This window comes from Pandoraea sp. PE-S2T-3 (assembly GCF_002179965.1).
Classification (GTDB): domain Bacteria; phylum Pseudomonadota; class Gammaproteobacteria; order Burkholderiales; family Burkholderiaceae; genus Pandoraea.
In genome coordinates this window covers 234,024-260,495 of sequence record NZ_NGUQ01000015.1, presented here as the reverse complement: position 1 = coordinate 260,495, position 26,472 = coordinate 234,024, and the positions used below count along the sequence as shown (strand labels likewise).

Sequence of the window (26,472 nt, the reverse complement as noted above, 5' to 3'; positions counted from 1 at the left end):
AGAACACGATGAAGCATTCGATGGCAAAGGCCGCACTCGCGGCGTCCCTGGCGCTCGGCGCCACGCTGGCCGGTCTGACCGGTGCCGCTCATGCTGCGGGCAATATCGCCAACGGCAAGGCACTCGTCGACAAGGGCATGTGCGTGAGCTGCCACGGCGCGAACCTGAACGCACCGATCACGCCGGAGTATCCGAAGCTGGCAGGGCAGTACGCCGACTATGTGTACAACGCGCTGCGGGCGTATCAGAACGAACAGAGTCTCGTCTTCGGGCGTAGCAACGCCATCATGAAGACGCAGGTGATGTCCAACCCGGCAACGATCGGCAAAGACGGCAAGCCGCGTCCGTTCACCTCGCAAGAGCTGAAGGACATGGCCGCGTATATCGAATCGCTGCCCGGCGATCTGGTCACCAAGAAGTAAGGCGGGATAGCTGGCTAGCGGCGTGGCGACGTAGCGAAGTTACGCGGCGTCGTTCAGAAAGCAAAAAACGACGGTTGCCTCATGGCAACCGTCGTTTTCTTCGTTCTTGTCGTTGTTATGCTGTGCGCTGGGCAGCTTAACGCGAGGCTTGCTGCTCGATGCGTTGCAGATAGGCGTCGGAATCGGGCGGCTGGCCGCTGCGCTGGGCTTCCCACAGCGTTTGTCCCAGACATTCCATGATGCGGTGCTGGGCTTCGTGCGGCGAGTCGAGCCGGTTCGTCAGCTTTTCATACGCGGCGCGAATGCCGGGCGGCTGATCGATCGAGACCTGTTCGCTGATCGCCAGATGCATCGACAGGTGCAGGAACGGGTTGGTCTGGCCGCCTTCGGGCGAGTAGTCGCGCGCGCTCGCTTCTTCGGTGTCGCCCAGCGCGTCGTGGTATTCCGGATGTTCGTTGATCCAGTCGGCGGCAATCGTCTCGAGCGGCGTGAGGATGTTGCCGTCGCGTTGCTTTTGCCAGGTCGTGCAGAAAAATTGCCGCACTTCATCGCGGCTGGGATTGAACATGGGGACTCCGTGGGGTTCTCGTGACGCCAAACAGGCCGTATTGTCGCTCAATTCGCTTAATCATGTCGCAGAGCCCCCAATCCTCCGCTATGCCTGCCACCGTCCAAAATGCCCGCCCGCCATCGGCTTGGGGCGGTATCGCGTTGATCGCGGTATCCGCGTCGGCATTCGGTGCGATGGCGATCTTCGCGCGTGCGGCCAGCGCTTCCGGCGCGGATCTCTTCGCCATGCTGCTGTTCCGGTTCTTCGTGGCGGCGCTGTTGCTGCTCGTCTGGTGCCGGGTGCGGCGGGTGGCGTTCCCGTCGCGGCGGCAATCGCTGGGCATCGCGCTGATGGGCGGTATCGGCTACGTGGGGCAGTCGTTGTGTTACTTCGGCGCGCTGCAATACGCGCAGGCGTCGCTGGTCGCGTTGTTGCTCTATCTCTACCCGGTCTTCGTCACGGTGCTGGCGGCCATCTTTCTGCATGAGCGCCTGACGCCCGTGAAGCTCGGCGCGCTGCTGCTGTGCTCGCTCGGCACCGCGCTCACCGTGGGCGGCGGGCAGGGGCAGCCGCTCGGCATGGCGCTGGCCGTGGGGTCGGCGCTGATCTACTCGTGCTACATCGTGGTCGGGGCGAAGCTCACACGCGGTGTGGATCCTCGTGCCACGGCAACCCTCGTGTGTCTGGCCGCCACCGTCTCGTTCAGTGCGATGGCGCTGGTCCGTACCGGGCAGGGGCTGTCACTGCATTGGCCGGCGAATACGGGCGGCTGGGCGGCGCTGGTGGCGATTGCCGTATGTTCCACGGTCATCGCCATCCTGACCTTCTTTGCGGGGTTGCAGCGCCTTGGCGCCGGGCGCGCGTCGATGCTCTCCACGCTGGAACCCGTCGTTACCGTGTTGCTCGCGGCCATGCTGCTAGGCGAAACGCTCACCGCCGCGCAGCTCGGCGGCGGCATGCTGATTCTGGCCGGCGTGCTCTGGCTGTCGGCCCGAGCCTCGGCGGCCACATCCTGAAATCGCCTGTTCCGGCGGGCGCGCCGCGATTTTTGTCTCGCCAGCGACGGTTGCCGGGCAACGGTACAATCGCCGTTCGCTTTATGTGTCGCCACACGCTTTAATTCGCGCTTCATTACCCGAGGTCATTGCCATGAGCACTATCGCCAAAGAATCCATCGCCCAACTGTTCACCGACGCACGAACCCACAATGAGTGGCTCGACAAGCCGGTCAGCGACGAGACGTTGCGTGAGCTGTACGACCTCGTGAAGTGGGGCCCGACGTCGGCCAACACGACGCCCGCGCGCATCGTGTTCGTCAAGAGCGCCGAGGCGAAGGCCAAGCTGATCGAATGCATGGCGCCGGGCAACGTTGAAAAGACGCGTACGGCACCGGTGACGGCGATCATCGCCTTCGATCTGAAGTTCTACGAGCACCTGCCGAAGCTGTTCCCGAACGGTGCCGAAAAGATGGTGCCGATGTTCTCGGGCGACGCCACCAAGGCCGCCGGTGCCGCGCATATGAACAGCTCGCTGCAAGGCGGCTACTTCATTCTCGCCGCCCGTGCGCTGGGCCTCGACTGCGGCCCGATGGCCGGCTTCGATGCGCAGAAGGTCAACGACACGTTCTTCGCCGGCACCGAGTGGCGCGTGAACTTCATCTGTAACCTCGGCTACGGTGATCACGCCAAGCTGTTCCCGCGCAACCCGCGTCTGTCGTTCGACGAAGCGGCTCGCATCATCTGATTTTTCTGATGTGCCGGTGCGACCGGCATGGTTTCGGAAGATCAAAACAAAACGGGCGCTCCCTGCAATGGGAGCGCCCGTTTTGCATGGCGGGTGCGGGTATTCGACTGACTTCGGCTGTCTTCGGAAGTTTTCAGTTTTTCGGCGCAGGTGTCTTCGGACGGAAGTCGCAGAGCGGCTCGATGGCGCAATGCCAGCACTCGGGCTTGCGCGCCTTGCAGACGTAGCGGCCGTGCAGAATCAGCCAATGATGAGCGTCGTGCCTGAATTCGCGCGGGATGACCCGTTCCAGCGCCAGTTCGACGGCCAGCGGGTCTTTGCCCGGCGCCAGACCGGTGCGGTTGGCGACGCGAAAGATATGCGTGTCGACCGCAATCGTGTCTTCGCCGAACGCCGTGTTGAGCACCACGTTGGCCGTCTTGCGCCCGACGCCCGGCAGCGCTTCCAGCGCCTCACGCGAGCGCGGCACTTCGCCGCCGTGCAGGTCGAGCAACATCTGGCACGTGGCGATGACGTTTTTCGCCTTGGTGCGATACAGGCCGATCGTCTTGATGAAATCGGACACGCCGGCTTCGCCGAGCGCCAGCATCTTCGCGGGTGTGTTCGCCACGGCGTACATCTTGCGGGTGGCCTTGTTGACCGAGACGTCGGTCGCCTGCGCCGACAGCAGCACGGCGATGAGCAACTCGAAGGGCGACGTGTACTCGAGCTCCGTCGTGGGGTTCGGATTGAGTTGCTGCAACGTCTCGAACAGGGCTCGGCGTTTGGCGTCGTTCATGATGGCGGCGTGGGCGGTTGCGGCTTGGCTAGTCTTGTTGGCGGTGTGGCGCGTCGCGGCGAGGCGGGTTATGGCTTGTCTGGCGTCTTGTCCTGCTCGCCGGACGTGCCGGTCAGGCTCAGGCGCTTGCGGCGCGCTTCAGCCTCGTCGATCTGCGCCTGTACTTCGGCGGAGACGTTCTCGGTGTTTTTCGGCCCTAAGCCCTGTTCTGCGAGGGCGGCCTTCTTTTGGCGGGCACGTTCCAGCGCGGCTTGAATGATGGCCTGCTTGCGGGCCGCGGCAGAGGCGGCCGCATCTTCGGCGGCGGGCGCCGTAGTGGCTGCGGCCGCGGTGGCGGTCTCGCCTTGTGACGCTGCCGTCGCAGACGCAGCGACAGTGTCCGCTTCAGCCGGCGCGGCGGGTGCCGTCGGCGCCACCCGTGCCGCGCGGGCGGCCAGACGGGCCTCGCGCTCGGCTTTGTCCTTCGCGAGGCGGGCCTGATGCCCCTCGAAATGCACGCGGGCTTCGTCGGCCTGCGTTGCCGACCACGCGTCCCAGCCGGTGCGCTCGCCAGTGACCGGCACCATCTCGATGCAGTCGACGGGGCAGGGCGGCACGCACAGGTCGCAGCCTGTGCAGCGATCTTCGATCACGGTGTGCATGAGCTTGGCGGCACCGACGATGGCGTCGACCGGGCAGGCTTGCAGGCAGAGCGTGCAGCCGATGCACAGCGATTCGTCGATGACGGCACGCGGGCGCGGGCGTTCTACGCCGTTCTCGGGATTGAGCGGGATGACCGGACGGCCGAGCAGCTTCGCCAGACGTGCAACGCCTTCGGCACCGCCCGGCGGACACTGGTTATAGCTGGCCTGCCCGCCGGCGATGGCGTCGGCATACGGCCGGCAACCGGCGTAACCGCACTTGGTGCACTGCGTCTGGGGCAATAAGGCATCGATGCGCTGCGCGAGCGCGTTGACTTCGGACACGTCTTTGTGGGGGATTCGGCGAAAAGCGAATTATCCTGCATTTTGCGGAAACACTGAAACCGTTGTGCCATAATTCCGCCCGTTGAGAACGACCGGCCGATCATGACGACGCCAGAAACCAAGATCAAACGGGACCCCGAGCGTACCCGCCAGCGAATTCTGGCAGCTGCGATCGAGGAGTTTGCCGAGAGGGGTTCGAGCGGTGCGCGCGTGGACAGTATTGCGCGCCGAGCGGACATCAATGAACGCATGCTCTATTACTACTTCGGCAATAAGGACCAGCTCTATCTGGCGGTGCTCGAAGAAGTCTATGGAGAATTCAACCGCGCCGAACACGCGCTCAAGCTCGATGCGCTTGCGCCGCTCGACGCGGTCGCGGCGTTGGCCCACTTCGTGTGGGATTACTACGCCGAGCACCCGGCGCTGATCCAGCTCATCAACAACGAGAACCTGCACGAAGCGAAGTCGATGCGTCAGTCGACCGAGATTCGTCAGCAAGTCTCGCCAATCGTGGAATTGCTCGCGGAAACGCTCAAGCGCGGTGAAGTGAGCGGCGAGATTCGCACCGGCATCGATCCGGTCAATCTGTACGTGACGATCTCGGCGATGGGCTACTACGTGATGTCGAACCGCCACACGCTGTCCATTGTGATGGGCCGCGACGTGATGGCCGACGACACGCGCAAGACGTATTCGGCGTTCAACACGCAGGTGCTGATGGATTCGCTACGCGCCCGCTGAGTGTCTGAACCGCTGGGAAATGAAAAAACCGCCGTGTGGGCCGAAGCTCACACGGCGGTTTTTCTATATTGACTGACCGCTCCCCTGATCAGCTGTTCTTGGCGATAAAGTCGCGGATCTGCGGATAGATCACGTTGCGCCAGCGACTGCCCGAGAATATCCCGTAGTGACCGCACGCCGGTGCCGTGAAGTGCGCCCGGCGCTTGGCCGGAATGCCCGTGCACAGCTCATGCGCGGCTTGCGTCTGGCCACTGCCCGAAATGTCGTCCAGCTCGCCTTCGATGGTGAAGAGCGCGGTGGTCTTGATGTCCTGCGGACGCACGCGCTGACCCGACACATCCCACGTTCCGCTCGCCAGACTGAAGTCCTGAAACACCGTCTTGATGGTGTCGAGGTAGTACTCGGCGGCCATGTCGAGCACGGCGTTGTACTCGTCGTAGAAGCGGCGGTGCGAGTCGGCGTCATCGCTGTCGCCGCGCATCAGGTCCAGATAGAAGTCCCAGTGCGACTTCAGATGGCGGTCCGGATTCATCGCCACAAACCCGGCGTGTTGCAGGAAGCCGGGGTAGACGAGACGGCCCGAGCCCGGATAGTTGGCCGGCACCGCATGAATCACGTGATTCTCGAACCACTCGTACGACTTGTTCGTGGCGAGCGAGTTGACCGATGTCGGGCTCTTGCGAGCGTCGATCGGGCCACCCATCATCGTCATGGTCTTGGGCGTTTTCTCGCCGTTCGACGCCATCAGCGAAATCGCGCCGAGCACCGGCACGGTCGGCTGGCACACCGAAATCACATGCAGGTTTTCGGCGCCGATGTGGCGAATGAATTCCTGAATGTAGGCGACGTAGTCGTCCAGATGGAACGCGCCGTCTTCGAGCGGGACCATGCGGGCGTCGACCCAGTCGGTGATGTAGACCTTGTGGTCCTTGAGCAGCGTCGTGACGGTATCGCGCAACAGCGTGGCGTGATGGCCCGACAGCGGCGCGACCACCAGAACGACCGGGTCGTCCTTGAGCTGGCCGACAGCGCTGGCGTCATCCGCGTAGCGCTTGAAGCGCAGCAGCCGGCAGAAGGGCTTCTCCATCGCGGTCATTTCCACGACCGGAATGTTGTGCCCGTCGACTTCGACGGCCTTAATGTTGAATTCGGGCTTTTCGTAATCCTTGCCGAGCCGGTAGAGCAACTCGTAGCCGGCGGCAATGCGGGGGGCGCCGGGCATCATGGCGAGCAGGCTACCCGGGTTGACGAAAGTGGTAGCGGCCGCTTTGGCCCACGTGGTGAGGGGATTCAACCACGCGCGGTTGTACTCGTGAATCTGATACAGCATGTTGTGTGCCCTGAGGCGAGTGATGGAGGCAATTATGCAACCGTTTATCGCGGCTGTGCAACGCAGCATAACCCTGATGTATGGCATTTCCGCATCAGATCGATAGTTTTAGCTTATTCGACTCATTGTTATAAACTATCGTTGCTGCGGCGCAACATAATCCGGGCAAAGAAAAGCCCGCCGGTGAGGCGGGCTTTTCTTGTTCTGCCGCATGACACGTATGGCGCGGCGCAAGATCGCCGGGGGATCACGCCAAATCTGGCCCGATTTCCCCGTCCTCGCGCCCGCTGACGCGCTTAGCGCAGCACTTGGGCGATGGCCGAAGCGACGACGTCGATGTTCTTGTCGTTGAGTGCGGCCACGCAGATGCGGCCCGTGCTCACGGCGTAGATACCGAACTCTTCGCGCAGGCGCTCGACTTGGTCTGCGGTGAGGCCCGAGTACGAGAACATGCCGCGTTGCTTGATCACGAACGAGAAATCGCGTTCCACGCCGTGGGCGCGGAGCTTTTCGACCAGGGCCAGACGCATGGCGCGGATGCGCTCGCGCATTTCGGCCAGTTCTTCTTCCCACAGGGCGCGCAGTTCCGGGTTGCTCAGGACCGCGGCAACCACCGAGCCGCCGTGCGTCGGCGGGTTGGAGTAGTTGGTGCGGATCACGCGCTTGAGCTGCGAGAGCACGCGGGTCGATTCGTCCTTGCTGCTCGTGACGATCGACAGAGCACCCACGCGTTCGCCGTACAGCGAGAACGACTTCGAGAACGAGCTCGAGACGAAGAAGTTCAGGTTCGATGCGGCGAACAGGCGAACCACGGCGGCGTCGGCATCGATGCCGTCACCGAAGCCCTGGTAGGCGATGTCGAGGAACGGCACCAGCTTGCGGGCCTTCACGACTTCCACGACTTGGGCCCATTGGTCCATCGTCAGGTCGACGCCGGTCGGGTTGTGGCAGCAGGCGTGCAGCACGACGACCGTGCCTTCCGGCTCTTTGCCCAGCATGTCGAGCATGCCCGACAGGTTCACGCCGTGCGTTTCGGCTTCGTAGTACGGGTACGAGACGACGTTGAAGCCGGCTTGCGTGAACAGGGCGCGGTGGTTTTCCCAGCTCGGGTCGCTGATGGCGACCGTGGCGTTCGGGTTCAGTTGCTTGAGGAAGTCGGCGCCGATCTTCAGTGCGCCCGTGCCGCCCAGGGCCTGAGCCGTGATCACGCGGCCTTCGGTCAGCACCGGCGACTCTTTGCCGAAGAGCATCTCTTGCACGGCCTTGTCGTAGGCGGCAATGCCTTCGATCGGCAGGTAACCGCGCGGCAGGCCGGCGGCGACGCGTTGTTCTTCCGCGGCCTTCACAGCCTTGAGCAGGGGCAGTTTGCCTTCCGCGTTGAAATACACGCCCACGCCCAGATTCACCTTGTTGGTGCGGTGATCGGCGTTGAAGGCTTCGTTCAGACCAAGAATGGGGTCACGCGGGGCGAGTTCGACAGCGGAGAAGAGAGTCATTTCGACGGCTCGAGGCAGTAGTGGAAAAATGCGGCACAAAAGTGTCAGGTGCAACGGAGCATTTTAACGAAGAATGCCCGCGCTTGTGGTAAACCACAGGCCACACAGCAGGAATACATGGCATTTCGGCACGAAAACTGCCAATTTATGCCAGAAATTGGCGAGAAATCAGCCGATGGCCGGGATTGGCGGCCGCCATGCGTGCCGTCCGGCCGAGACTCGGATGTCCGTCCTTTAGTCGTCCTGTCACCCATGGGACTCTAGGAATTGACTGACGCGCTAGAATGGCAGATTACGTCTATCAGGCTCGCACCCCCGCCATGATCCCTGCGGCTGACAACACGCTCGACGAGAGCAAGTTCCTGACGTTCCCCGATTCGCCTTATCAGCTTTACTGCCCGTTCCCCGCGGCGGGCGACCAGCCCACGGCGATCACGCAACTGACCGAAGGCATCGACGACGGTCTCGCGTTCCAGACGCTGCTTGGCGTGACCGGCTCGGGCAAAACCTTCACGATGGCCAACGTGATTGCGCGCATGGGGCGCCCGGCCATCGTGTTTGCCCCGAACAAGACCCTCGCCGCCCAGCTCTACTCCGAGTTTCGCGAGTTCTTCCCGCGTAACGCCGTCGAGTACTTCGTCTCGTACTACGACTACTACCAGCCGGAAGCCTACGTGCCGCAACGCGATCTCTTCATCGAGAAGGATTCGTCGGTGAACGAGCATATCGAGCAGATGCGGTTGTCGGCGACCAAGAGCCTGCTGGAGCGGCGCGACGTGGTGATCGTGGCCACCGTGTCCGCGATCTACGGTATCGGCAATCCGACCGAATACCACCAGATGATTCTGACGGTGCGCCAGGGCGACAAGATCGGGCAGCGCGACATCATTGCGCGCCTGATTGCGATGCAATACACGCGCAACGAGACCGATTTCGGCCGCGGCACGTTCCGCGTGCGCGGCGACACCATCGACATCTTCCCGGCAGAACACGCCGAGCTGGCGCTGCGTGTTGAGTTGTTCGACGACGAAGTCGACACGTTGCAATTGTTCGACCCGCTTACGGGCCGGGTGCGCCAGAAAGTGCCGCGTTTCACGGTGTATCCGTCTTCGCACTACGTCACGCCGCGCGACACGGTGCTGCGCGCCATAGAGACCATCAAGGCCGAACTTCGCGAGCGGCTCGACTTTTTCTATAAGGAAGGCAAGCTCGTCGAAGCGCAGCGGCTTGAGCAGCGCACACGTTTCGATCTGGAAATGTTGCAGGAGCTGGGCTTCTGCAAGGGCATTGAAAACTACTCGCGGCATCTCTCGGGTGCAGCACCCGGTGAACCGCCGCCGACGCTGGTCGACTATCTGCCGCCCGATGCGCTCATGTTTTTGGACGAGTCGCACGTGCTGATCGGCCAGTTCAACGGCATGTACAACGGCGACCGGGCACGCAAGGAAAACCTGGTCAACTATGGTTTCCGGCTGCCGTCGGCGCTCGATAACCGGCCGCTCAAGTTTGCCGAGTACGAACGCAAGATGCGGCAAGCGGTGTTCGTTTCGGCCACGCCGGCCGATTACGAAGGCAAGCGCTCAGGGCAGGTGGTGGAGCAGGTGGTGCGCCCGACCGGGCTGATCGATCCGACCATCGAGGTGCGCCCCGCGCGCACGCAGGTCGATGACGTGCTAAGTGAAATCAACAAGCGGGTGGCGGTAGGCGAGCGCGTGCTGGTGACGACGCTGACCAAGCGCATGTCCGAGCAGTTGACCGAATATCTCTCGGATAACGGCGTGAAGGTGCGCTATCTGCATAGCGACATCGACACCGTCGAACGGGTGGAAATCATCCGCGATTTACGGCTCGGCGCGTTCGACGTGCTGGTCGGGATCAACTTGCTGCGAGAGGGGCTCGATATTCCTGAAGTGTCGCTGGTGGCGATTCTCGATGCGGATAAAGAAGGCTTTTTGCGTGCGGAGCGTTCGTTGATTCAGACGATCGGGCGCGCGGCGCGTAACGTCAACGGGGCGGCCATTTTGTATGGCGACAAGATGACCGAGTCGATGAAGCGCGCCATCGGCGAGACCGAGCGTCGCCGTGCCAAGCAGATGGCGCACAACGTGGCGAACGGCATCGTGCCGGTGGGCGTGAAGAAGCGCATCAAGGACATCATCGACGGCGTGTACGACCCGCAGGACGCCAAGGCGGAACTGGCCGAGGCGAAAGAGCAGGCGCACTACCAGGACATGTCCGAGAAGCAGCTTGCGCGCGAGATCAAGAAGCTCGAGAAGCAGATGCAGGAGCACGCCCGCAATCTGGAATTCGAGAAAGCGGCGAAGGTGCGCGATCAACTGCTTCACGTCAAGGCGCTGGTGTTCGGCACGGATGGCGCCAGCGAGGCCGAACTCGGGCCGAAGCTCTGACGTTGTCCTGTGTTGCGCGGCGTGGCCCGTGTCATGGTGTAACGACGTAACGACGTAACGACGTGGCGATGTAACGGCGTTACGTTACGTTCGCGTTTTCCCGTAACGGGAAAACGCGAAGTATCTGCTCTCGGTGGTATCTCAATCGAACACATGAAGTGTTTACTCCCCATCTGCGGTCTGTTCTTGCGGCGTTGACGCTCTTTGAGTGCACATCCGTGGCACTCGAATTGCGTCATGTGAGACAGGCGCCGCCGACGTTCTGATCGACCGGCGCTCGCGTCGCCACCGTGCTGTCGACGCCCTTTCGTCCGTCAAGAACTGGGGGGTTACCATGGGCTCGAATCAACGTTTCGTCTGCGGTGCAATCAAGACCGTTTCTGTTTCTGCCGCGCTTTGTGCCAGCCTGTTTTCGGCATCTGGCGCCTTCGCACAATCCATCGGTGGCATTTCTGGCATTCCGGGCATCGCACTGCCGACCTTGCCGACGGTACCGATCGTGGGGCCGATTCTCGCGCCCGTCACTTCACTGCTCGGTCAGGTCACGGGTGCGCTCGGCGGGGGTGTGCTTGCGCCGGTCACGGGGATCGTCACGACGGTCAGTGGCGTTCTCGGCGGTCTTTCGGGGACGTTGGGCGGCGTGGGCGGAGGTAGTCCGCTGGCGCCTGTCACCGGAATTGTCACTGGCGTGATCGGCTCGGCCGGTGGCGTGCCGATTGCACCGATCACGGCGGTTGCGGGCAATGCCGGCGTCGCCAAGGCGGTCGCACCGGTTACTTCTATAGCAGGTTCCGTCACCGGTCACGCCGGTGTGCTCTCACCTGTGACCAACCTGCTCGGTGGCGTGCTTTCGCATGCGAACGCCCTCGGACACTGATCTTTCTGTTTCCCGGAGACGTTTCCGGTGTCAGGATGGCCGCATTGGTTATCCTGACGCCGGATCTCCTATTTGCAACTCATCCACGTTTCCAATGAAAAAGACTTCAGTCCTCTTCGTTTGCATGGGCAACATCTGTCGCTCGCCGAGCGCCGACGGCATTTTTCGTCATCGTCTGGCAGAGGCCGGGATGACCGACGTGGTGACGGTCGATTCAGCAGGCACCCACAGCTATCACATCGGCCATGCGCCAGATGCGCGGACACAGGCCGCTGCCGCCAAGCGCGGCTACGATCTGAGTGAATTGCGTGCACGTCGCGTCGAGGCGGACGATTTCGAGCGATTCACGTGGATCGTCGCGATGGACGATGCCAATGTCGCCGACCTCACCGCGCAATGCCCCGCGCAATACCGGCACAAGATCGTGCGGCTGATGGACTTCGCCACGCGCCACGACGCGACCGAAGTTCCCGACCCGTATTACGGCGGCGACCGTGGCTTCGAAACCGTGCTCGATTACGTCGAAGACGGTCTTGACGGGCTGCTCGCACGGCTTCGCGAAGATCGCTGAAACGGGGCGTTGCGCCAGATTTTTGCCGGTCAATCGCGTATTCAGGGGCTATCATTCGGGCCATTGCCGTCCTAACTCGGCCTGATCGGCCCGAATTCCCTGAAAGATGCTCAACACCCTTACGTCTTATTGGCGCAAATGGCGTGCTTCACGCCACGCGGGCCATCAACTCGATGAACTGCTCGCGCACGCGGATCCGACGGCACCGTTGGCCGTGCGCAATCAATGGCTGATCGAGTTGGCGCATTGGGTGCAAAAACGCGGTTCGCTCGCCAACGAAGCGCGCGCCGAAGGGGAGGCCGCCCGCTACCGGCCGCACACCCGCCTGCGCTACCTGCTGCAAATGCTCGATCGCAACCCGGCGTGGCGCTTGCCCGTCGCGCGCACGCTGCGCAGCGTCATCAACGACAGCGACGCGATTTCTCTCCTGTGCGATACCGGCATGCCGGTGCGGCCAGGCTTCTGGGGCGCGCTCGCCGAACGCATTGAGAAGGCATTGATCCCGCCGCCGCCCACGCGCCGCGATCTGTCGGCGCTGTGCTCATTGATGTTCCCCGATGGCGATGCCGCCGACTGGATTGGCGACATGCCGCCCGCACTGCTGGCCGACCTCATTGCGCTGCTGCATTTCGGGGAGGCCGACGACGAAGACACCGACTGGAATCCCTTTGCCGAAGACCTGCTCGCCGCCATGCATCATCTGGTCGATCAGATCGCGTCGACCGGGTTGTCGCAGGCCGTGCGCACGCGACTGACGTATCCGCGTGTGACGGAGTCGCCGTTCTATCGCCTTGGCCGCGCCATGCAAGGGCTGGAGGACGCCGGGCGCGAGCTCGTGCCGGGGGCACCGCCGAGTCAGCGTTTCGTGCAGGAGCTCAACGTGTTTCGGGCGCTCCTTGATGATTGCGGCCGCGCCGTGCGTCAGGTGTACGCGCATCTGGACGAGAACGGCGTGAGCGTGGACATCGTGTTTCTGGTGGAGCGCGCGAAGTCACGTATCCGCCGGCTGGAGCGGCTGCTCGAAGCGTGGCTGGTCGACAGCGATCATGCGACGGCGCGCGTGCGGCTGCTAGCCGATCTGGTGCGCGCGAATCGGGCGAGTCAGAGCGTGGGCGAACTGGCGCGTACATCGTTCGGCCTGCTGGCACGCAAGGTGGTCGAGCGCAGCGCGGAGACTGGCGAGCACTACATTGCGCGCACGCGCCCTGAATACCTGTCGATGCTCAAGATGGCGTGCGGCGGCGGGCTCGTGACGGTGGTCACGGTCTACGTGAAGTTTCTGATTACCAGCGCGCACCTGCCGACGATCGTCGAAGGTTTCCTCGCCGGTGCGAATTACGCGCTGTGCTTCCTGTTCATGCACTTCTGCCATTTCACGCTGGCGACCAAGCAGCCGGCCATGACGGCGCCGGCCATCGCCAGCAAGCTCGACGATGTGGATACGGCCGCCGGCATGGACGCCTTCGTCGGCGAAGTCATTGCGCTCGTGCGTACGCAGGCGGCGGCGATCTTCGGCAATCTGGCGATGGTGTTTCCGTTCTGCCTGCTGGTGCAATGGGGGGTATCGGCGGCGCTGGGTATGAACACGATCCCGCCAGAAAAAGCGCACGCCACGCTGAATTCGTTCTCGATCCTCGGTGTGACGCCGCTCTTTGCGGCGATGACGGGGGTATTGCTGTGGTGCTCCAGTCTGATCTCGGGCTGGGCGGACAACTGGTTCGCGCTGCATGGCATCGGCGACGTGCTGGCGTACAACCGCCGTCTGCGCTTCGTTTTCGGCCGCAATGGGGCGGCGCGTCTCGCCGATTGGTGCCGTCGTCACATTGCGCCGGTTCTCGGCAACCTTACGCTCGGCTTCATGCTCGGACTGGTGCCTGCCGTACTGACCGCGTTCGCGTTGCCGTTCGAAGTGCGCCACGTCACGCTGTCGACGGGGGCGATCGCCACGTCCATCGGCGTGCTGGGCTGGCCGGTGCTGCACGATGCCTCGCTTTGGCTGGCCGTGGCAGGGGTAGGGTCGATGGCCCTGCTCAACGTCGGCGTCAGTTTTGCGTTAGCATTCCACATGGCGCTCCGATCGCGTCCACTGCGGTTGGGTGACCGTCGGCAAATCCACCGCGCCATCTGGCGCGCCGTGCTGCGCAACCCCCTGGTGCTGTTGTTTCCGCTACGCACCGCGAGCCCCGAAGCTCGTCCCGAAAAATAAGATTTTTCGCAAAAGGACGAGGGAACTTTCGCAAAAAATGGGCCAGAAGTAGTTGACTAATTTCGTGGGGTATTTATACTTGACGAAAATAGTCGAGATTAATCCCCTGCATCATCATGAGACTTACCACGAAAGGCCGTTTCGCCGTTACGGCGATGATCGACCTGGCCATGCGCCAGGACGCGGGTCCCGTGACGCTTGCGGGCATTAGTCAGCGTCAGCGAATTTCCCTCTCTTACCTGGAACAACTGTTCGGGAAGCTTCGCCGCCACGAAATTGTGGAAAGCGTACGTGGTCCGGGCGGCGGTTACAGCCTGGCGCGCCGCGCGGAAGAGGTGACGGTCGCTGACATCATCATTGCGGTCGACGAACCGCTCGACGCCACACAGTGCGGTAGCAAGGGCAATTGCGAGAAGGGCCAGGACGGCCATCGCGGTCATTGCATGACGCACGAGTTGTGGGCGACGCTCAACCAGAAGATGGTCGAGTATCTCGATTCCGTTTCGCTGCGCGACCTGGTCGAGCAGCAGCGCAGCAAACAGGCCCAACAGGCCGTGCTGCGTGACACGCGCGAGCCCGGCACCAGCCAGACCATCGCCACGCGCATTCCCAATTCGGTCTTCGATATGGCCCGTTCATAACAGGCGCCACGGCACGATCCTGGAGCACCCCATGAAAAACGACACCCTCAATCTTCCCATTTACATGGATTACAGCGCCACCACGCCGATCGACCCGCGTGTTGTGGACAAGATGCTGCCGTACCTGCGCGAGCAGTTCGGCAACCCGGCCTCGCGCAGCCACTCGTTCGGCTGGGCCGCCGAGCAGGCGGTGGAAGAGGCACGCGAGGAAGTCGCGAAGCTCGTGGGTGCCGACCCGCGCGAGATCATCTGGACGTCGGGTGCTACCGAGTCGGACAACCTCGCCATCAAGGGTGCCGCGCACTTCTATCAAGGCAAGGGCAAGCATCTCATCACGCTGAAGACCGAGCACAAGGCTGTGCTCGACACCATGCGCGAACTGGAACGCGAGGGCTTCGAAGTCACGTATCTGGACGTCAAGGATGACGGCCTGCTCGATCTCGACGTCTTCAAGGCGGCACTGCGCCCGGACACGATTCTCGTGTCGGTGATGGCCGTGAACAACGAAATCGGCGTGATTCAGGACATCGAGACGATTGGTGAGATCTGCCGCGAAAAGGGCATCATTTTCCACGTCGACGCGGCACAGGCCACGGGCAAGATGCCCATCGACCTGAACAAGCTGAAAGTCGACCTGATGGCGTTCTCGGCGCACAAGACGTATGGCCCGAAGGGCATCGGCGCGCTGTATGTGCGTCGCAAGCCGCGCGTGCGTATCGAAGCGCAGATTCACGGTGGCGGTCACGAGCGCGGCATGCGTTCGGGCACGCTGGCCACGCATCAGATCGTGGGCATGGGCGAAGCATTCCGTCTGGCACGTGAAGAAATGGCCACGGAAAACGAGCGCGTGCGTATGCTGCGCGATCGCCTGCTGCGCGGCCTGACGGAAATGGAAGAAGTGTATGTGAACGGCGACATGGAACAACGTGTGCCGCACAACCTGAACATCAGCTTTAACTTTGTCGAAGGCGAGTCGCTGATCATGGCGATCAAGGATGTGGCGGTGTCGTCGGGTTCGGCGTGCACGTCGGCCTCGCTTGAGCCTTCGTACGTGCTGCGCGCGCTGGGTCGTAACGACGAACTGGCGCACAGCTCGATTCGTTTCACGGTGGGTCGTTTCACGACCGAGCAGGAAGTCGACTACGTGGTCGAACTGCTCAAGGGCAAGATCGGCAAGCTGCGCGATCTGTCGCCGCTGTGGGAAATGTACAAGGACGGGATCGACATCAGCTCGATCCAGTGGGCCGCACACTGAGCATTCAAGGAGTTAGCCATGTCTTACAGCAAAGAAGTTCTGGATCACTACGAAAACCCGCGTAATGTCGGCTCGTTCGACAAGGGCGACGACGCGGTGGGTACCGGCATGGTCGGTGCACCGGCTTGCGGCGACGTGATGAAGCTGCAAATTCGTGTGAACGAATCCGGCGTGATCGAAGACGCCAAGTTCAAGACCTACGGTTGCGGCTCGGCCATTGCCTCGTCGTCGCTGGTGACGGAATGGGTCAAGGGCAAGACGCTGGATCAGGCGCTCGACATCAAGAACACGCAGATCGCGCAAGAACTGGCACTGCCGCCGGTGAAGATTCACTGCTCGATTCTGGCCGAAGACGCAATCAAGGCTGCTGTCGCCGACTACAAGCAGAAGCACGGCGAGTCGGCCGAAGCTGCCAAGGCTGCCTAAGTCGTCGCATTCAGTCTTAACAAGGAAACAGGCAAAGATGGCTGTCACATTGACCGAGAAGGCTGCGCAGCACGTTTCGCGTTATCTGACGCGGCGCGGCAAGGGCGTGGGCCTGCGGCTGGGCGTGAAGACGACCGGTTGCTCGGGCCTGGCCTACAAGCTGGAATATGCCGATGACGTGGAAACCGAAGACACCGTCTTCGAGAGCCACGGCGTGAAGGTGATCATCGATCCGAAGAGTCTGCCGTATATCGACGGCACCGAACTGGATTTTGCGCGCGAAGGCTTGAACGAAGGATTCCGTTTCAATAATCCGAACGTCAAGGATGAGTGCGGCTGCGGCGAGTCGTTCCGCGTCTGACGACGCGCCGGCTCGCGTGATCACCGGCTTTCGTCAGGACGGCGAGGGCCAGTGGGTTGCCCGGCTGGCGTGTGGGCATGGGCAACATGTCCGGCATCTGCCGCCTTGGCAGATCCGGACGTGGACGCAAAGCCCGGCAGGGCGCGACGCGATGATCGGCAGTGTGCTGATGTGTCGCAAGTGCCAGCGCGGCGAACCACCGGATATGCCGGATATGCCGGATGCGCCAGATGGGTTCGGCCTATCCGATAGTTCGCCGGCAGAGTAAGCGAGATTGGCGCGCCGACACGGTCGGCGCGGTAGTAGCGTAGGCAACAAGGCGGCGCGAGCCGCTTTTTTTACGGGCTGACGCTAGAGACGATGGTGCGATGACTGCATTGACTGACAACTATTTCACGCTGTTCGAGTTGCCGCAGCGCTTCGCGCTCGACACCGAGGCGCTCGATACGGCGTACCGCGCGGTGCAATCGCGGGTGCATCCCGATCGCTTTGCCAATGCGAGCGATGCCGAGCGCCGGGTCGCCATGCAGTGGGCGGCACAGGCCAATGCTGCGTATCGCACGCTGCGTGACCCGTTGCAGCGCGGCACCTATCTGTTGACCTTGCAGGGCATCGACGTGGGCGCGGAGAACAACACCGCGATGGCCCCCGATTTCCTGATGCAGCAGATGGAATGGCGTGAAGCCATCGACGATGCCGTCGCCGCGCGCAATGTCGGCGCACTCGATGCGCTGGCGAAAACGCTGCGCGACGACCGGCGCACCCGCCTGACCAAACTGGGCGACTGGCTCGACAGCGCCGCTTGGCAGCCGGCCGCCGAAGCCGTACGGCAACTGATGTTTATTGCGCGCGCCGAGGAAGATATCGCGCAGCGCATCGAAATGCTGGAAAACGCGTGATGGCCCGGTGCGGCGCCGTCACATGATTCTGAGAACCGCTTGAGAACAAGGGTGCACGCGCCTGCGCGTCGCCCGTATTGCAAAGCCATGGCCCTTCTGCAAATTTCCGAACCCGGCATGTCCCCCGCGCCGCACCAGCGGCGACTCGCCGTGGGCATCGATCTCGGCACGACGCATTCGCTCGTGGCCGCCGTGCGCAGCGGTGTCGCTGAAGTGCTGCCCGACGAACAGGGCCGCGTCTTGCTGCCGTCCGTCGTGCGCTATCTCGGCGGTCCCCGCACCCAGATCGGCTACGACGCCAAGTCGGCTGCCGCCACCGATCCGCGCAACACCATCGTTTCCGTCAAACGCTTCATGGGCCGGGGTCTGGCCGATGTCGCCCACGCCGACAACGCGCCGTACGATTTCGTCGACGCGCCCGGCATGGTGCAGATGAACACGGCCGGTGGCGTGAAGAGCCCGGTCGAAGTGTCTGCCGAAATTCTCGCCACGTTGCGCCAGCGCGCCGAAGACACGTTGGGCGACGATCTCGTCGGCGCGGTGATTACCGTGCCAGCGTACTTCGACGATGCCCAGCGTCAGGCCACCAAGGACGCCGCGCGTCTGGCCGGTCTGAATGTGCTGCGTCTGCTCAATGAGCCGACGGCTGCCGCGATTGCCTACGGTCTGGACAATGCGGCCGAAGGCCTCTACGCCATTTACGATCTGGGCGGTGGCACGTTCGACATCTCGATTCTTCGTCTGACGAAGGGCGTGTTCGAAGTGCTCGCCGCGGGTGGCGATTCGGCGCTCGGTGGCGACGATTTCGATCAGGTGATCTACCGCTGGGCCGTGGGCGCAGCTGGCCTCGACGCCGCTTCGATGACCTCGCAGGACGTGCGCGCATTGCTCGATCACGCCCGCACCGCCAAGGAAGCGCTGACCGATGCGCAAGACGCCGACATCGCGCTCACGCTGTCTGGTGAGCGTCAGGTTGCGCTGAAACTCACGCGCGAGCAGTTCACCGAACTGGGCGCACAACTCGTGAACCGCACCATCGGACCGATGCGCAAGGCGTTGCGCGACGCGGGCATGGGCCCGGAAGACGTCAAGGGCGTGGTGCTGGTCGGTGGCGCGACGCGCATGCCGCAAGTGCGCGCAGCCGTCGCCACGTTCTTCGGCCGTGAGCCGCTGGTCGATCTCGATCCGGATCAGGTCGTGGCGCTTGGCGCGGCAGTGCAGGCCAACATGCTCGCCGGCAATCAGGCCGACGGCGACGAGTGGCTGCTGCTCGACGTGATTCCGCTCTCACTCGGTGTCGAGACAATGGGCGGTCTGGTCGAGAAGATCATCCCCCGCAATGCCACGATTCCGGTCGCCCGCGCGCAGGAATTCACCACGTTCAAGGATGGCCAGACGGCCATGGCGATTCACGTGCTGCAAGGCGAGCGCGAACTGGCGGCCGATTGCCGCTCGCTCGCCCGCTTCGAGCTGCGTGGTATTCCGCCGATGACGGCTGGCGCCGCGCGTATTCGCGTGACGTATCAGGTCGACGCTGACGGTTTGCTGTCGGTGGCAGCACAAGAGATGCACTCGGGCGTGGCCGCGTCGATCGAAGTGAAGCCGTCGTACGGTCTGGCCGACGACGACATCGCCCGCATGCTGCAAGACAGCTTCGGCTCGGCGGAAACGGACATGCGTGCCCGCGCCTTGCGTGAGCAACAGGTGGACGCCGAGCGCTTGCTCGTGGCCATCGACAGCGCGCTTGCCGCCGACCCTGAATTGCTCGACGCCGACGAGCGTGCCGAGATCGACGGCCTGTTGGCCGACCTGCGCCAGAAGGCGTCGGGCGACGATCAGATCGCGATCAAGACGGCCACCGAGACACTGTCGCAGGCGACCGACGCCTTTGCCGCGCGTCGCATGGACAAGAGCATCCGCGCAGCGCTGGCCGGCCGGCGCGTGGCGGACATCGACAAACTGTAAGACACACACGGAAACTGCAAGCCATGCCACAAATCGTTGTATTGCCTCACGTTGAGCTGTGCCCGGAAGGGGCCGTGCTGGAGGTTGCACCGGGCACCACCGTGTGCGACGCGCTGCTCGCCAACGACATCGAAATCGAACACGCCTGCGAAAAGTCGTGTGCCTGCACCACTTGCCACGTGATCGTGCGCGAGGGCTTCGAAGCGCTGCAACCGGCGGAAGACGAAGAAGAGGATCTGCTGGACAAGGCGTGGGGGCTGGAGCCGACGTCGCGCCTGTCGTGCCAGACGCCGATGCCGGCCGACACCGACCTCGTGGTCGAAATTCCGAAGTACACGATCAACCACGCCAAGGAAAATCACTGAGCGTCGCTGTATAGCGTCGCCACGTGAAATGCCAGACAAGAACGAGGAGCTTGCCCCATGAAATGGACCGACATTCAGGACATCGCGATTGCGCTCACCGACGCGCATCCCGACGTTGACCCGCAATACGTGCGCTTTACCGATCTGCATCAGTGGGTCATGGCACTCGATGGTTTCGACGATGCCGCCGACCGCGCTGGTGAAAAGGTGCTCGAAGCCATTCAGATGGCGTGGATCGACGAAGCTCGCTGATCTGCCGCATCGCTGGTCACTGCGATGCTGTCAAAGCAAAAGCCGCTCTTTCGAGCGGCTTTTGTGTTTCTGCGAAGCGTGTGACGTGACTGAAGGGGCTGCTGTGACGACGCCTTCCTGAAGGGCACCGTCAGCAGCCATTGAATCGGCCGGAGCGTCCGACTTAGCTGGCGCGCACCAGTCCGTTGCCTTCCAGACGTACGCGGTCACCCGGTTGTACGCCCGGCGCTTGCTGATACGTCCAATAGCGGGTCTTGCCGGTGTCCATGCGCACGTAGACGCGATACACGGTGTCCGAGCGCACGTTCTTCTCGACCTCGTTACCGGCCAGACCGCCGCCGAGCGCGCCGACCACGGTCATCGCGGTGCGGCCGTTACCGGCGCCGAACTGGTTGCCGATCAGGCCACCGGCGACGGCGCCCCCGACGGCGCCCAGACCCGTCGCATGGCCTTGCGTGCGGATCGGCTGCACCGACTGCACCGTGCCGCAGCTAGAGCATGCGGCGGCTTGTTGCTGTGCCGGCGGCGCCGATTGTTGCGCGTACGACGGTTGCTGTGCCGGAGCGCGCTGCGGGGCTTGCTGCTGCGCGTACTGGGCTTGTTGGGCTTGCTGGGCCTGTTGCGCCGCCTGAGCCTGCTGCGCCTGTTGTGAGGCAGTCGCGGATTGGGCAGGCGACTGCGGCGGCGTCAGGGCATATTGCGAGTTGGGCGAGTTGGAAGCGTCGCTCGTCGGCGCAGGGCCGTTGGTGCTCTTTGCCGAGGGCAGCACGCCCGTAATGGCGGCGACGCCGAGCAAGCTGACGACCACGATGCTGCCGGCGGCAGCAGCGATCAGCGGATGCATGCGACGCGGTTGCAGATCGTTATCCATGTTGTTTTCTCCATCGTGTGGTTGGTGGCGAGCCACCGTGCTGCCCGGCCCTTTCATTTTTCCGGCCGGTGAATGCATCGGAATCCGCTGCATTCGGATGACACCGTGTTAGCGTTCACGGTAGCCATCGAGTGATCTCGCATGTCGGAAGTGTCCGTCACGGCAAGCGCGGCAACCGTTTCATTTTGTAACGCGATGTAAGATGTTTCGCATGGCGGACCACCCGTACGGTGCGTATGTGATGATGTAAGTCAATGAAATACAGGGGATTTTTCGGATGTGTCCCATTCCGGGCACTTGTCGTGCACCGGAACGTCCTAACAAATGAAACAGATCTCGACGCGACTCATGACCGATACCTTGCCACTGCTGGACGCGCCGCTGGACAGCGCGAATCAACTTCATCTCTATCCATACGTCGTGCCCGGTGCCTGGGTGGACGCCTGCGATCCGAACGGCGACGTTAGCGAACCGTTTTCCGACGACGTTTTCCTCACACTGGTGATGGACGGCCCTCAGGGCCTGCGCCGTTTGCAAGGCAGTGATTTGGCGGCGGTGGGGATGACGTTCGAAGACGCGTTCGCGCATGCGGCGTCCAATCTGTCGCGCGCGTGGAATTCACGTCACTTCGAATTCGGCATTGCATGCCTCGACGACGGCACGCATTTCGGGGGCTCGCGCGGCAACTGGATGGCCCCGGCGGGCGCCTTGGTACTCGGCAACTTATATCAGTCGATGGTGGCGCACTTCGGCGTGCGCGAATTCGCTGCGGTGGCGGTGAACCGCACATTCCTCGTGGCATTTCCGACCGATGAAAAGACGCTGTCGTCACTCGCGCTGCGCCAGTTGGTCGAAGAGTCGTCGAACGGTTCCATTCATCCGATCTCGCGCACGTGGTTGCGACTCGATGGCGGCTGGCCGTCCGCGTATCGCGGTGTTCCGGTCTTCTGAACCTCTCGCGGGCGCGTGTTCACGTTTCGCGTAACACCGCTCAGGTACGCGATAACGCGGAGTGTGCAGAATCCTAGACTCCTTGGCGGCACAATTCGATGCCGCTACAGGAGAAACACATGCCTGCTCTGAGCACTTCAGGAATCTCGGCGACGACGCTGTCCGTGCCGTCGCTGACCACGGTGATCGCCGGCGCGTGGGTCACGATGTCCGACAACCCGCGCGTTGTCTTTGCCGACGATCTCAGTGACGTTCGTGTGGCTCCCGATGGGGGCGGCGAGCGTGTACTGCGTCAGGAAGACTGTGCAACGTGGTTGCCTACGCGGGCCCCCGCAGACGTGCAGTCGGATGGGCGCACGATCATGCATCTGCATTCCGAGCCTGACCGCATCGGCTTTCTGTCCGAACACAAGGCCGGTGCGTTCTGGGTCGAATTGCTGGATCTGGTGGCGTCAACGGAGGGATGTCACAACGGGATCGACGGCGAACACCTTGTTGACGCGCTGGAGCAGCGCATGGCGTGTCTGGGCATCGCTGCGACCGAAGCCGCGCAGACGTCGAGCGGCCACGGCGAAGGCGACGGGCCAAACGCGAACCGCACGCTGGCAAGCGAATTTCACACGGCTGAATCGATGGCGATTCCCTCGATTTACCTGCGCCACGATGGTTACCAGCCGGGCACCATGGCGGCGCTGGAGTATGACTTGGGCTGGTGGGCGCTCATGCCCACGTGGAGCCGGGTGACGAAGGTGGACGAGCGGACATGGCACGACAACCCCAATCCGGCGCTGTTTCGCGCGACCGGACGCGACATCCTCCATCGCTTGCCTGTCGACCCGTCACGGCTGAATCCGACGAGTGGCGTGGCCCGGATCTTATCGTTGCATAGCCACGCCGCAGGCTTTTCCAACTGCCTCACGAATGTGACGCGTGTGGCGTCGCGAGCGGGGGAGGGCGGCGCGCCGGTGCCTGCCATCGAGACCTCGATTTTCGAGCGGCGTTGCCCGGGTGACTGGTGGCGTTCTGCGAACGCCCGGCGTCCCGGCCGTGACGCGCTGACGTTACACGCCAACGCGTGCCGCGAGCGTACGACCACAGATGCGCCGCCTTCGTCTTGATCCGCTTCACCGTTCAACAGCATAAAAAAATGCCGCAGCGAATATCGCTGCGGCATTTTCATTCAGCCATCCGGCCAAGCGGCTCGAAAGTTCGAGACGCTCAGTCTTCGCGGCGCAGGTGCGGGAACAGCAGCACGTCGCGGATGTTCGGGCTATCGGTCAGCAGCATGATCAGGCGATCGATGCCGATACCGCAGCCGCCCGTCGGGGGCATGCCGTACTCGAGCGCGCGGATGTAATCGGCGTCGTAGTACATGGCTTCTTCGTCGCCGGCATCCTTCTGCTCGACCTGCGCACGGAAGCGCGCAGCCTGATCTTCCGGATCGTTCAACTCCGAGAAGCCATTGGCAATTTCGCGGCCCGTCATGAACAGCTCGAAGCGCTCGGTGATGCCCGGCACCGTATCCGATGCGCGTGCGAGCGGCGAGACTTCCACCGGGTAGTCGATGATGAACGTCGGCTCCCAGAGCTGGCTCTCGGCCGTCTCTTCGAACAGCGCCAGTTGCAGTGCGCCCAGACCGGCGTGCTTGAACTGCGGTGCGTCGACCTTCACGCCGTACTTGACCAGCGCACCACGCACGAATTCGATATCGGCCAGTTGCGCGTCGGTGTACTCCGGCGCGTACTTGCGAATCGCTTCGACGATCGTCAGGCGATGGAACGGCTTGGCCAGATCCAGCTCGCGGCCCTGATACTGGATGGTCGCGGTGCCGAGCGAATCGATGGCGGCGCGGCGGATCAGCGACTCGGTGAAGTCCATCAGCCAACGGTAATCCGTGTAGGCCGCGTAGAACTCCATCATCGTGAATTCCGGATTGTGGCGCGGCGACACGCCTTCATTACGGAAGTTACGGTTGATCTCGAACACACGCTCGAAGCCGCCGACGATCAGGCGCTTCAGATACAGTTCCGGCGCGATACGCAGGTACATCTGCATGTCGAGCGCGTTGTGATGCGTGATGAACGGCTTGGCGGCGGCACCCCCCGGAATCGGGTGGAGCATCGGCGTTTCGACTTCCATGAACTCGGCATCGGTCATGTACTGGCGAATCGACGCGATGGCCTTGGCGCGCGCGCGGAACGTGTTGCGCGTCTCGGGCGAGGTGATCAGGTCGACGTAGCGCTGGCGGTACTTGGTTTCCTGATCCGACAGACCGTGGAACTTGTCCGGCAGCGGGCGCAGCGCCTTGGCGAGCAGCCGCAGTTCGGTGACCTTGACCGACAGTTCGCCGGTGCGGGTGCGGAACAGCGTGCCGCGTGCGGCGATGATGTCGCCGATGTCCCAGCCCTTGAAGGCGGTCATCGAATCGACGCCGACGTCGTCGCGGCTGATGAAGAACTGGATCTGCCCGCTGCTGTCCTGCACGGTCGCGAACGCGGCCTTGCCCATCACGCGCTTGAGCATCATGCGCCCGGCCACCGAGACGGCGACGGGTTCGGCTTCGAGAACGTCGTTCTGCACGTCCACATAGCGCGCCTGCAAGTCGCCGGCGTGCTGCTCGGGGCGGAAGTCGTTCGGGAAGGCGACGCCCTCGGCACGCAGTGCCTGAAGCTTCTCGCGACGTTCCGCGATGAGCTTGTTGTCGTCCTGCGGGGCGTCGTTGGCCTGGTCTTGGGCCGGAGTGTTTTGATCGGTCATGGTGCGAACGATGAGGTTATTCGGTAAAGCGCAGCGTGTGGAGCAGGGCGTTCTTGAGCGAGCCGTCAGGTGAGCCCAGCCAGATCAGTTCGGTGCGATCCTGATGCACGCCGGCATTGGCGGCAGCACTCGGATCACGCACAAACAGCGCCGCGATCGACTGCGAGCGCGGTTCGTACAAAATATGGACATACTCGCTCGGGCAGTCGTGCGGCTTGCAACTCTGCACGAGGAGCCAGGGCTTGCCGGCCACCGTCACGCGTTGCGACGGTGTCGACGTGCCACCCTGACGCACCCACGTTGGCAGGTTGCGCGGCGTCACGATGCGCGTATAGGCGCCCGAAAAATCCGGACGCTTGAGTAATTCGTGCAGATACGGCCCCGTGTCGGGGCTTGGACCCGGCGCGCCCGGTGTACTGGCCGGGCCCGCCATGGCGGCGCGTTGCAGACACAACGCACCGACCACCCACACGGCTAGCGTGCGGACAAACGCCATTCCTTACACTCCCTGCTTGAGACTCGCGGAGATGAAGTCGTCCAGATCGCCGTCGAGCACCTTGCCGGTATTGCCGGTTTCCACGCTCGTGCGCAGGTCCTTGACGCGCGACTGATCGAGCACGTACGAGCGAATCTGATGGCCCCAGCCCACATCGGTCTTGCTCGACTCCAGCTTGTCTTGTTCGGCGCGACGCTTGCGCATCTCGTGTTCGAACAGGCGCGAGCGGAGCATGTCCCAGGCTTCGGCGCGGTTGCGGTGCTGCGAACGGTCGTTCTGGCAGGCCACGACGATGCCGGTCGGGATGTGCGTCAGACGCACGGCGGAGTCGGTCTTGTTGATGTGCTGACCGCCCGCACCCGAGGCGCGGTACGTGTCGGTACGCACGTCGGCGGGGTTGATGTCGATCTCGATCGAATCATCCACTTCCGGGTACACGAACAGGCTGGCAAACGACGTGTGGCGTCCGCCCGACGAGTCGAACGGCGACTTGCGCACCAAACGGTGCACGCCAGTTTCGGTACGCAGATAGCCGTAAGCGTAATCGCCGGTGACCTTCAGCGAGGCGCTCTTGATGCCGGCGACGTCGCCGTCCGACACTTCGAGCACTTCGGCCTTGAAGCCCTTGCGCTCGCAATAGCGCAGGTACTGGCGCAGCAGCATGCCGGCCCAGTCGTTGGCTTCGGTGCCGCCGGCGCCGGCCTGAATGTCGATGAAGGCGTTGTTCGGGTCGGCCGGGTTGTTGAACATCCGGCGGAACTCCATGTCGCCCACGCGCGCGGCGAGAACCTGCGTGTCGCTCTCCAGCGCCACCAGCGAGTCTTCGTCGCCTTCTTCGCGGGCCATGTCGAACAATTCCTGCGTATCGGAAAGGCCGGCGTCGAGCTCAGTCAGGTTGGTGACGATGCTGTCGAGCGCCTTCTTTTCCTTGCCGAGCGCTTGCGCACGCTTGGAATCGTTCCAGATGTTCGGGTCTTCGAGTTCTTTGTTGACTTCAATCAGGCGGGCTTGTTTGACATCGAAGTCAAAGATACCCCCTGAGCTCGCCGACGCGGGTGCGCAGGTCGGCGAGGAGGGATTCAAGTGCGTTTAGGCGTTCGGCTTCCATGTGTGATGACAGGTGCGAAATCGGTGAAAACCGCGATT

The 26,472-nt window shown here is 62.9% G+C and carries 28 protein-coding genes; 19 read left to right on the top strand and 9 right to left on the bottom strand.

Annotation, left to right across the window (positions count from 1 at the left end; translation table 11 throughout):
• Nucleotides 1-20: 20 nt before the first annotated feature.
• The gene (locus CDV46_RS13390; RefSeq protein ID WP_058380385.1) at nt 21-422 is read left to right on the top strand and encodes a c-type cytochrome; all 402 of its coding nucleotides are present in this window, start codon (nt 21-23) and stop codon (nt 420-422) included.
• A 136-nt stretch (nt 423-558) separates the two neighbouring features.
• Here the strand turns inward: CDV46_RS13390 and CDV46_RS13385 are convergent, their stop codons facing one another.
• On the bottom strand, nt 559-990 hold the full coding sequence (locus CDV46_RS13385; protein WP_087688244.1) for a DUF1841 family protein: 432 nt from the start codon (nt 988-990) through the stop codon (nt 559-561).
• 89 nt (nt 991-1,079) lie between these two features.
• Between CDV46_RS13385 and CDV46_RS13380 the strand changes: the two genes are divergently transcribed.
• Nucleotides 1,080-1,988 carry a DMT family transporter gene (locus tag CDV46_RS13380; RefSeq protein WP_254916042.1) on the top strand — a complete coding sequence of 303 codons (909 nt, stop codon included), beginning with the start codon at nt 1,080-1,082 and terminating at the stop codon, nt 1,986-1,988.
• A gap of 133 nt (nt 1,989-2,121) precedes the next feature.
• Nucleotides 2,122-2,715: a malonic semialdehyde reductase gene (locus CDV46_RS13375; protein WP_087722973.1), complete on the top strand. Its 594-nt coding sequence runs from the start codon at nt 2,122-2,124 to the stop codon at nt 2,713-2,715.
• 133 nt (nt 2,716-2,848) lie between these two features.
• On the opposite strand, the gene nth is transcribed toward CDV46_RS13375, so the two are convergent.
• Entirely contained in the window at nt 2,849-3,493 is a 645-nt protein-coding gene (nth, locus tag CDV46_RS13370) for an endonuclease III (protein WP_087722971.1), read from the bottom strand.
• A 68-nt stretch (nt 3,494-3,561) separates the two neighbouring features.
• Nucleotides 3,562-4,458: an electron transport complex subunit RsxB gene (gene rsxB, locus CDV46_RS13365; RefSeq protein ID WP_087722969.1), complete on the bottom strand. Its 897-nt coding sequence runs from the start codon at nt 4,456-4,458 to the stop codon at nt 3,562-3,564.
• A 102-nt stretch (nt 4,459-4,560) separates the two neighbouring features.
• On the opposite strand from rsxB, the gene CDV46_RS13360 reads away from it, so the two are divergent.
• The gene (locus CDV46_RS13360) at nt 4,561-5,199 is read left to right on the top strand and encodes a TetR/AcrR family transcriptional regulator (RefSeq protein WP_058379424.1); all 639 of its coding nucleotides are present in this window, start codon (nt 4,561-4,563) and stop codon (nt 5,197-5,199) included.
• 88 nt (nt 5,200-5,287) lie between these two features.
• On the opposite strand, the gene CDV46_RS13355 is transcribed toward CDV46_RS13360, so the two are convergent.
• Together CDV46_RS13355 and CDV46_RS13350 are read right to left on the bottom strand one after the other, a co-directional pair.
• Complete coding sequence (locus CDV46_RS13355; RefSeq protein ID WP_058379423.1) at nt 5,288-6,529, bottom strand: polyhydroxyalkanoate depolymerase; 1,242 nt, start codon at nt 6,527-6,529, stop codon at nt 5,288-5,290.
• 296 nt (nt 6,530-6,825) lie between these two features.
• Nucleotides 6,826-8,025, bottom strand: coding sequence for an amino acid aminotransferase (locus CDV46_RS13350; RefSeq protein ID WP_087688238.1), 1,200 nt, complete (start codon nt 8,023-8,025; stop codon nt 6,826-6,828).
• Nucleotides 8,026-8,345: 320 nt separating this feature from the next.
• Here CDV46_RS13350 and uvrB point away from each other — a divergent pair, with 320 nt between their 5' ends.
• From uvrB to iscX, 13 genes are all read left to right on the top strand, one after another.
• A complete protein-coding gene (gene uvrB / locus CDV46_RS13345; protein WP_087688736.1) occupies nt 8,346-10,433 on the top strand; it encodes an excinuclease ABC subunit UvrB in 2,088 nt (695 codons plus the stop codon).
• Between the two features lie 334 nt (nt 10,434-10,767).
• Complete coding sequence (locus CDV46_RS13340) at nt 10,768-11,310, top strand: hypothetical protein (RefSeq protein ID WP_087722966.1); 543 nt, start codon at nt 10,768-10,770, stop codon at nt 11,308-11,310.
• 94 nt (nt 11,311-11,404) lie between these two features.
• On the top strand, nt 11,405-11,881 hold the full coding sequence (locus CDV46_RS13335; protein WP_176399076.1) for a low molecular weight protein-tyrosine-phosphatase: 477 nt from the start codon (nt 11,405-11,407) through the stop codon (nt 11,879-11,881).
• 106 nt (nt 11,882-11,987) lie between these two features.
• Nucleotides 11,988-14,087, top strand: a complete 2,100-nt coding sequence (locus CDV46_RS13330) for a site-specific recombinase (protein ID WP_087722962.1) — start codon at nt 11,988-11,990, stop codon at nt 14,085-14,087.
• Between the two features lie 116 nt (nt 14,088-14,203).
• Complete coding sequence (gene iscR / locus CDV46_RS13325; RefSeq protein WP_058379418.1) at nt 14,204-14,728, top strand: Fe-S cluster assembly transcriptional regulator IscR; 525 nt, start codon at nt 14,204-14,206, stop codon at nt 14,726-14,728.
• Between the two features lie 31 nt (nt 14,729-14,759).
• A complete protein-coding gene (locus CDV46_RS13320; RefSeq protein ID WP_058379417.1) occupies nt 14,760-15,983 on the top strand; it encodes an IscS subfamily cysteine desulfurase in 1,224 nt (407 codons plus the stop codon).
• Nucleotides 15,984-16,001: 18 nt separating this feature from the next.
• Nucleotides 16,002-16,409 carry a Fe-S cluster assembly scaffold IscU gene (gene iscU, locus CDV46_RS13315; RefSeq protein WP_058379416.1) on the top strand — a complete coding sequence of 136 codons (408 nt, stop codon included), beginning with the start codon at nt 16,002-16,004 and terminating at the stop codon, nt 16,407-16,409.
• Between the two features lie 37 nt (nt 16,410-16,446).
• The gene (gene iscA, locus CDV46_RS13310) at nt 16,447-16,770 is read left to right on the top strand and encodes an iron-sulfur cluster assembly protein IscA (protein WP_058379415.1); all 324 of its coding nucleotides are present in this window, start codon (nt 16,447-16,449) and stop codon (nt 16,768-16,770) included.
• Nucleotides 16,736-17,038 (top strand): DUF3565 domain-containing protein, encoded by a 303-nt coding sequence (locus CDV46_RS13305; protein ID WP_087722960.1) that lies wholly within the window; start codon nt 16,736-16,738, stop codon nt 17,036-17,038. Before iscA ends, CDV46_RS13305 begins: the two co-directional genes overlap by 35 nt.
• 100 nt (nt 17,039-17,138) lie before the next feature.
• Nucleotides 17,139-17,669: a Fe-S protein assembly co-chaperone HscB gene (gene hscB, locus CDV46_RS13300; protein ID WP_087688233.1), complete on the top strand. Its 531-nt coding sequence runs from the start codon at nt 17,139-17,141 to the stop codon at nt 17,667-17,669.
• A gap of 87 nt (nt 17,670-17,756) precedes the next feature.
• Nucleotides 17,757-19,634: a Fe-S protein assembly chaperone HscA gene (hscA, locus tag CDV46_RS13295; protein WP_087722957.1), complete on the top strand. Its 1,878-nt coding sequence runs from the start codon at nt 17,757-17,759 to the stop codon at nt 19,632-19,634.
• A gap of 23 nt (nt 19,635-19,657) precedes the next feature.
• Nucleotides 19,658-19,999 carry an ISC system 2Fe-2S type ferredoxin gene (gene fdx / locus CDV46_RS13290; RefSeq protein ID WP_087688231.1) on the top strand — a complete coding sequence of 114 codons (342 nt, stop codon included), beginning with the start codon at nt 19,658-19,660 and terminating at the stop codon, nt 19,997-19,999.
• A gap of 57 nt (nt 20,000-20,056) precedes the next feature.
• A complete protein-coding gene (gene iscX / locus CDV46_RS13285; RefSeq protein ID WP_058379410.1) occupies nt 20,057-20,251 on the top strand; it encodes a Fe-S cluster assembly protein IscX in 195 nt (64 codons plus the stop codon).
• Between the two features lie 163 nt (nt 20,252-20,414).
• Here iscX and CDV46_RS13280 read toward each other — a convergent pair whose 3' ends face one another.
• Nucleotides 20,415-21,122 carry a glycine zipper 2TM domain-containing protein gene (locus CDV46_RS13280; protein ID WP_087722955.1) on the bottom strand — a complete coding sequence of 236 codons (708 nt, stop codon included), beginning with the start codon at nt 21,120-21,122 and terminating at the stop codon, nt 20,415-20,417.
• Nucleotides 21,123-21,446: 324 nt separating this feature from the next.
• Here CDV46_RS13280 and CDV46_RS13275 point away from each other — a divergent pair, with 324 nt between their 5' ends.
• Both CDV46_RS13275 and CDV46_RS13270 read left to right on the top strand, forming a co-directional pair.
• On the top strand, nt 21,447-22,073 hold the full coding sequence (locus CDV46_RS13275; protein ID WP_087688229.1) for a hypothetical protein: 627 nt from the start codon (nt 21,447-21,449) through the stop codon (nt 22,071-22,073).
• A gap of 119 nt (nt 22,074-22,192) precedes the next feature.
• Nucleotides 22,193-23,191 (top strand): hypothetical protein, encoded by a 999-nt coding sequence (locus CDV46_RS13270; protein WP_087722952.1) that lies wholly within the window; start codon nt 22,193-22,195, stop codon nt 23,189-23,191.
• A gap of 100 nt (nt 23,192-23,291) precedes the next feature.
• Here CDV46_RS13270 and lysS read toward each other — a convergent pair whose 3' ends face one another.
• The 3 genes from lysS to prfB form a co-directional block, all read right to left on the bottom strand.
• A complete protein-coding gene (gene lysS / locus CDV46_RS13265; RefSeq protein WP_087722950.1) occupies nt 23,292-24,830 on the bottom strand; it encodes a lysine--tRNA ligase in 1,539 nt (512 codons plus the stop codon).
• Nucleotides 24,831-24,846: 16 nt separating this feature from the next.
• Complete coding sequence (locus CDV46_RS13260) at nt 24,847-25,326, bottom strand: Ivy family c-type lysozyme inhibitor (protein ID WP_058379405.1); 480 nt, start codon at nt 25,324-25,326, stop codon at nt 24,847-24,849.
• Between the two features lie 3 nt (nt 25,327-25,329).
• A protein-coding gene (prfB, locus tag CDV46_RS13255) for a peptide chain release factor 2 (protein ID WP_174554614.1) occupies nt 25,330-26,434 on the bottom strand; the annotation gives its coding sequence in 2 pieces (ribosomal slippage) (nt 25,330-26,361 and nt 26,363-26,434; 1,104 coding nt in all).
• Between the last annotated feature and the right edge of the window lie 38 nt (nt 26,435-26,472).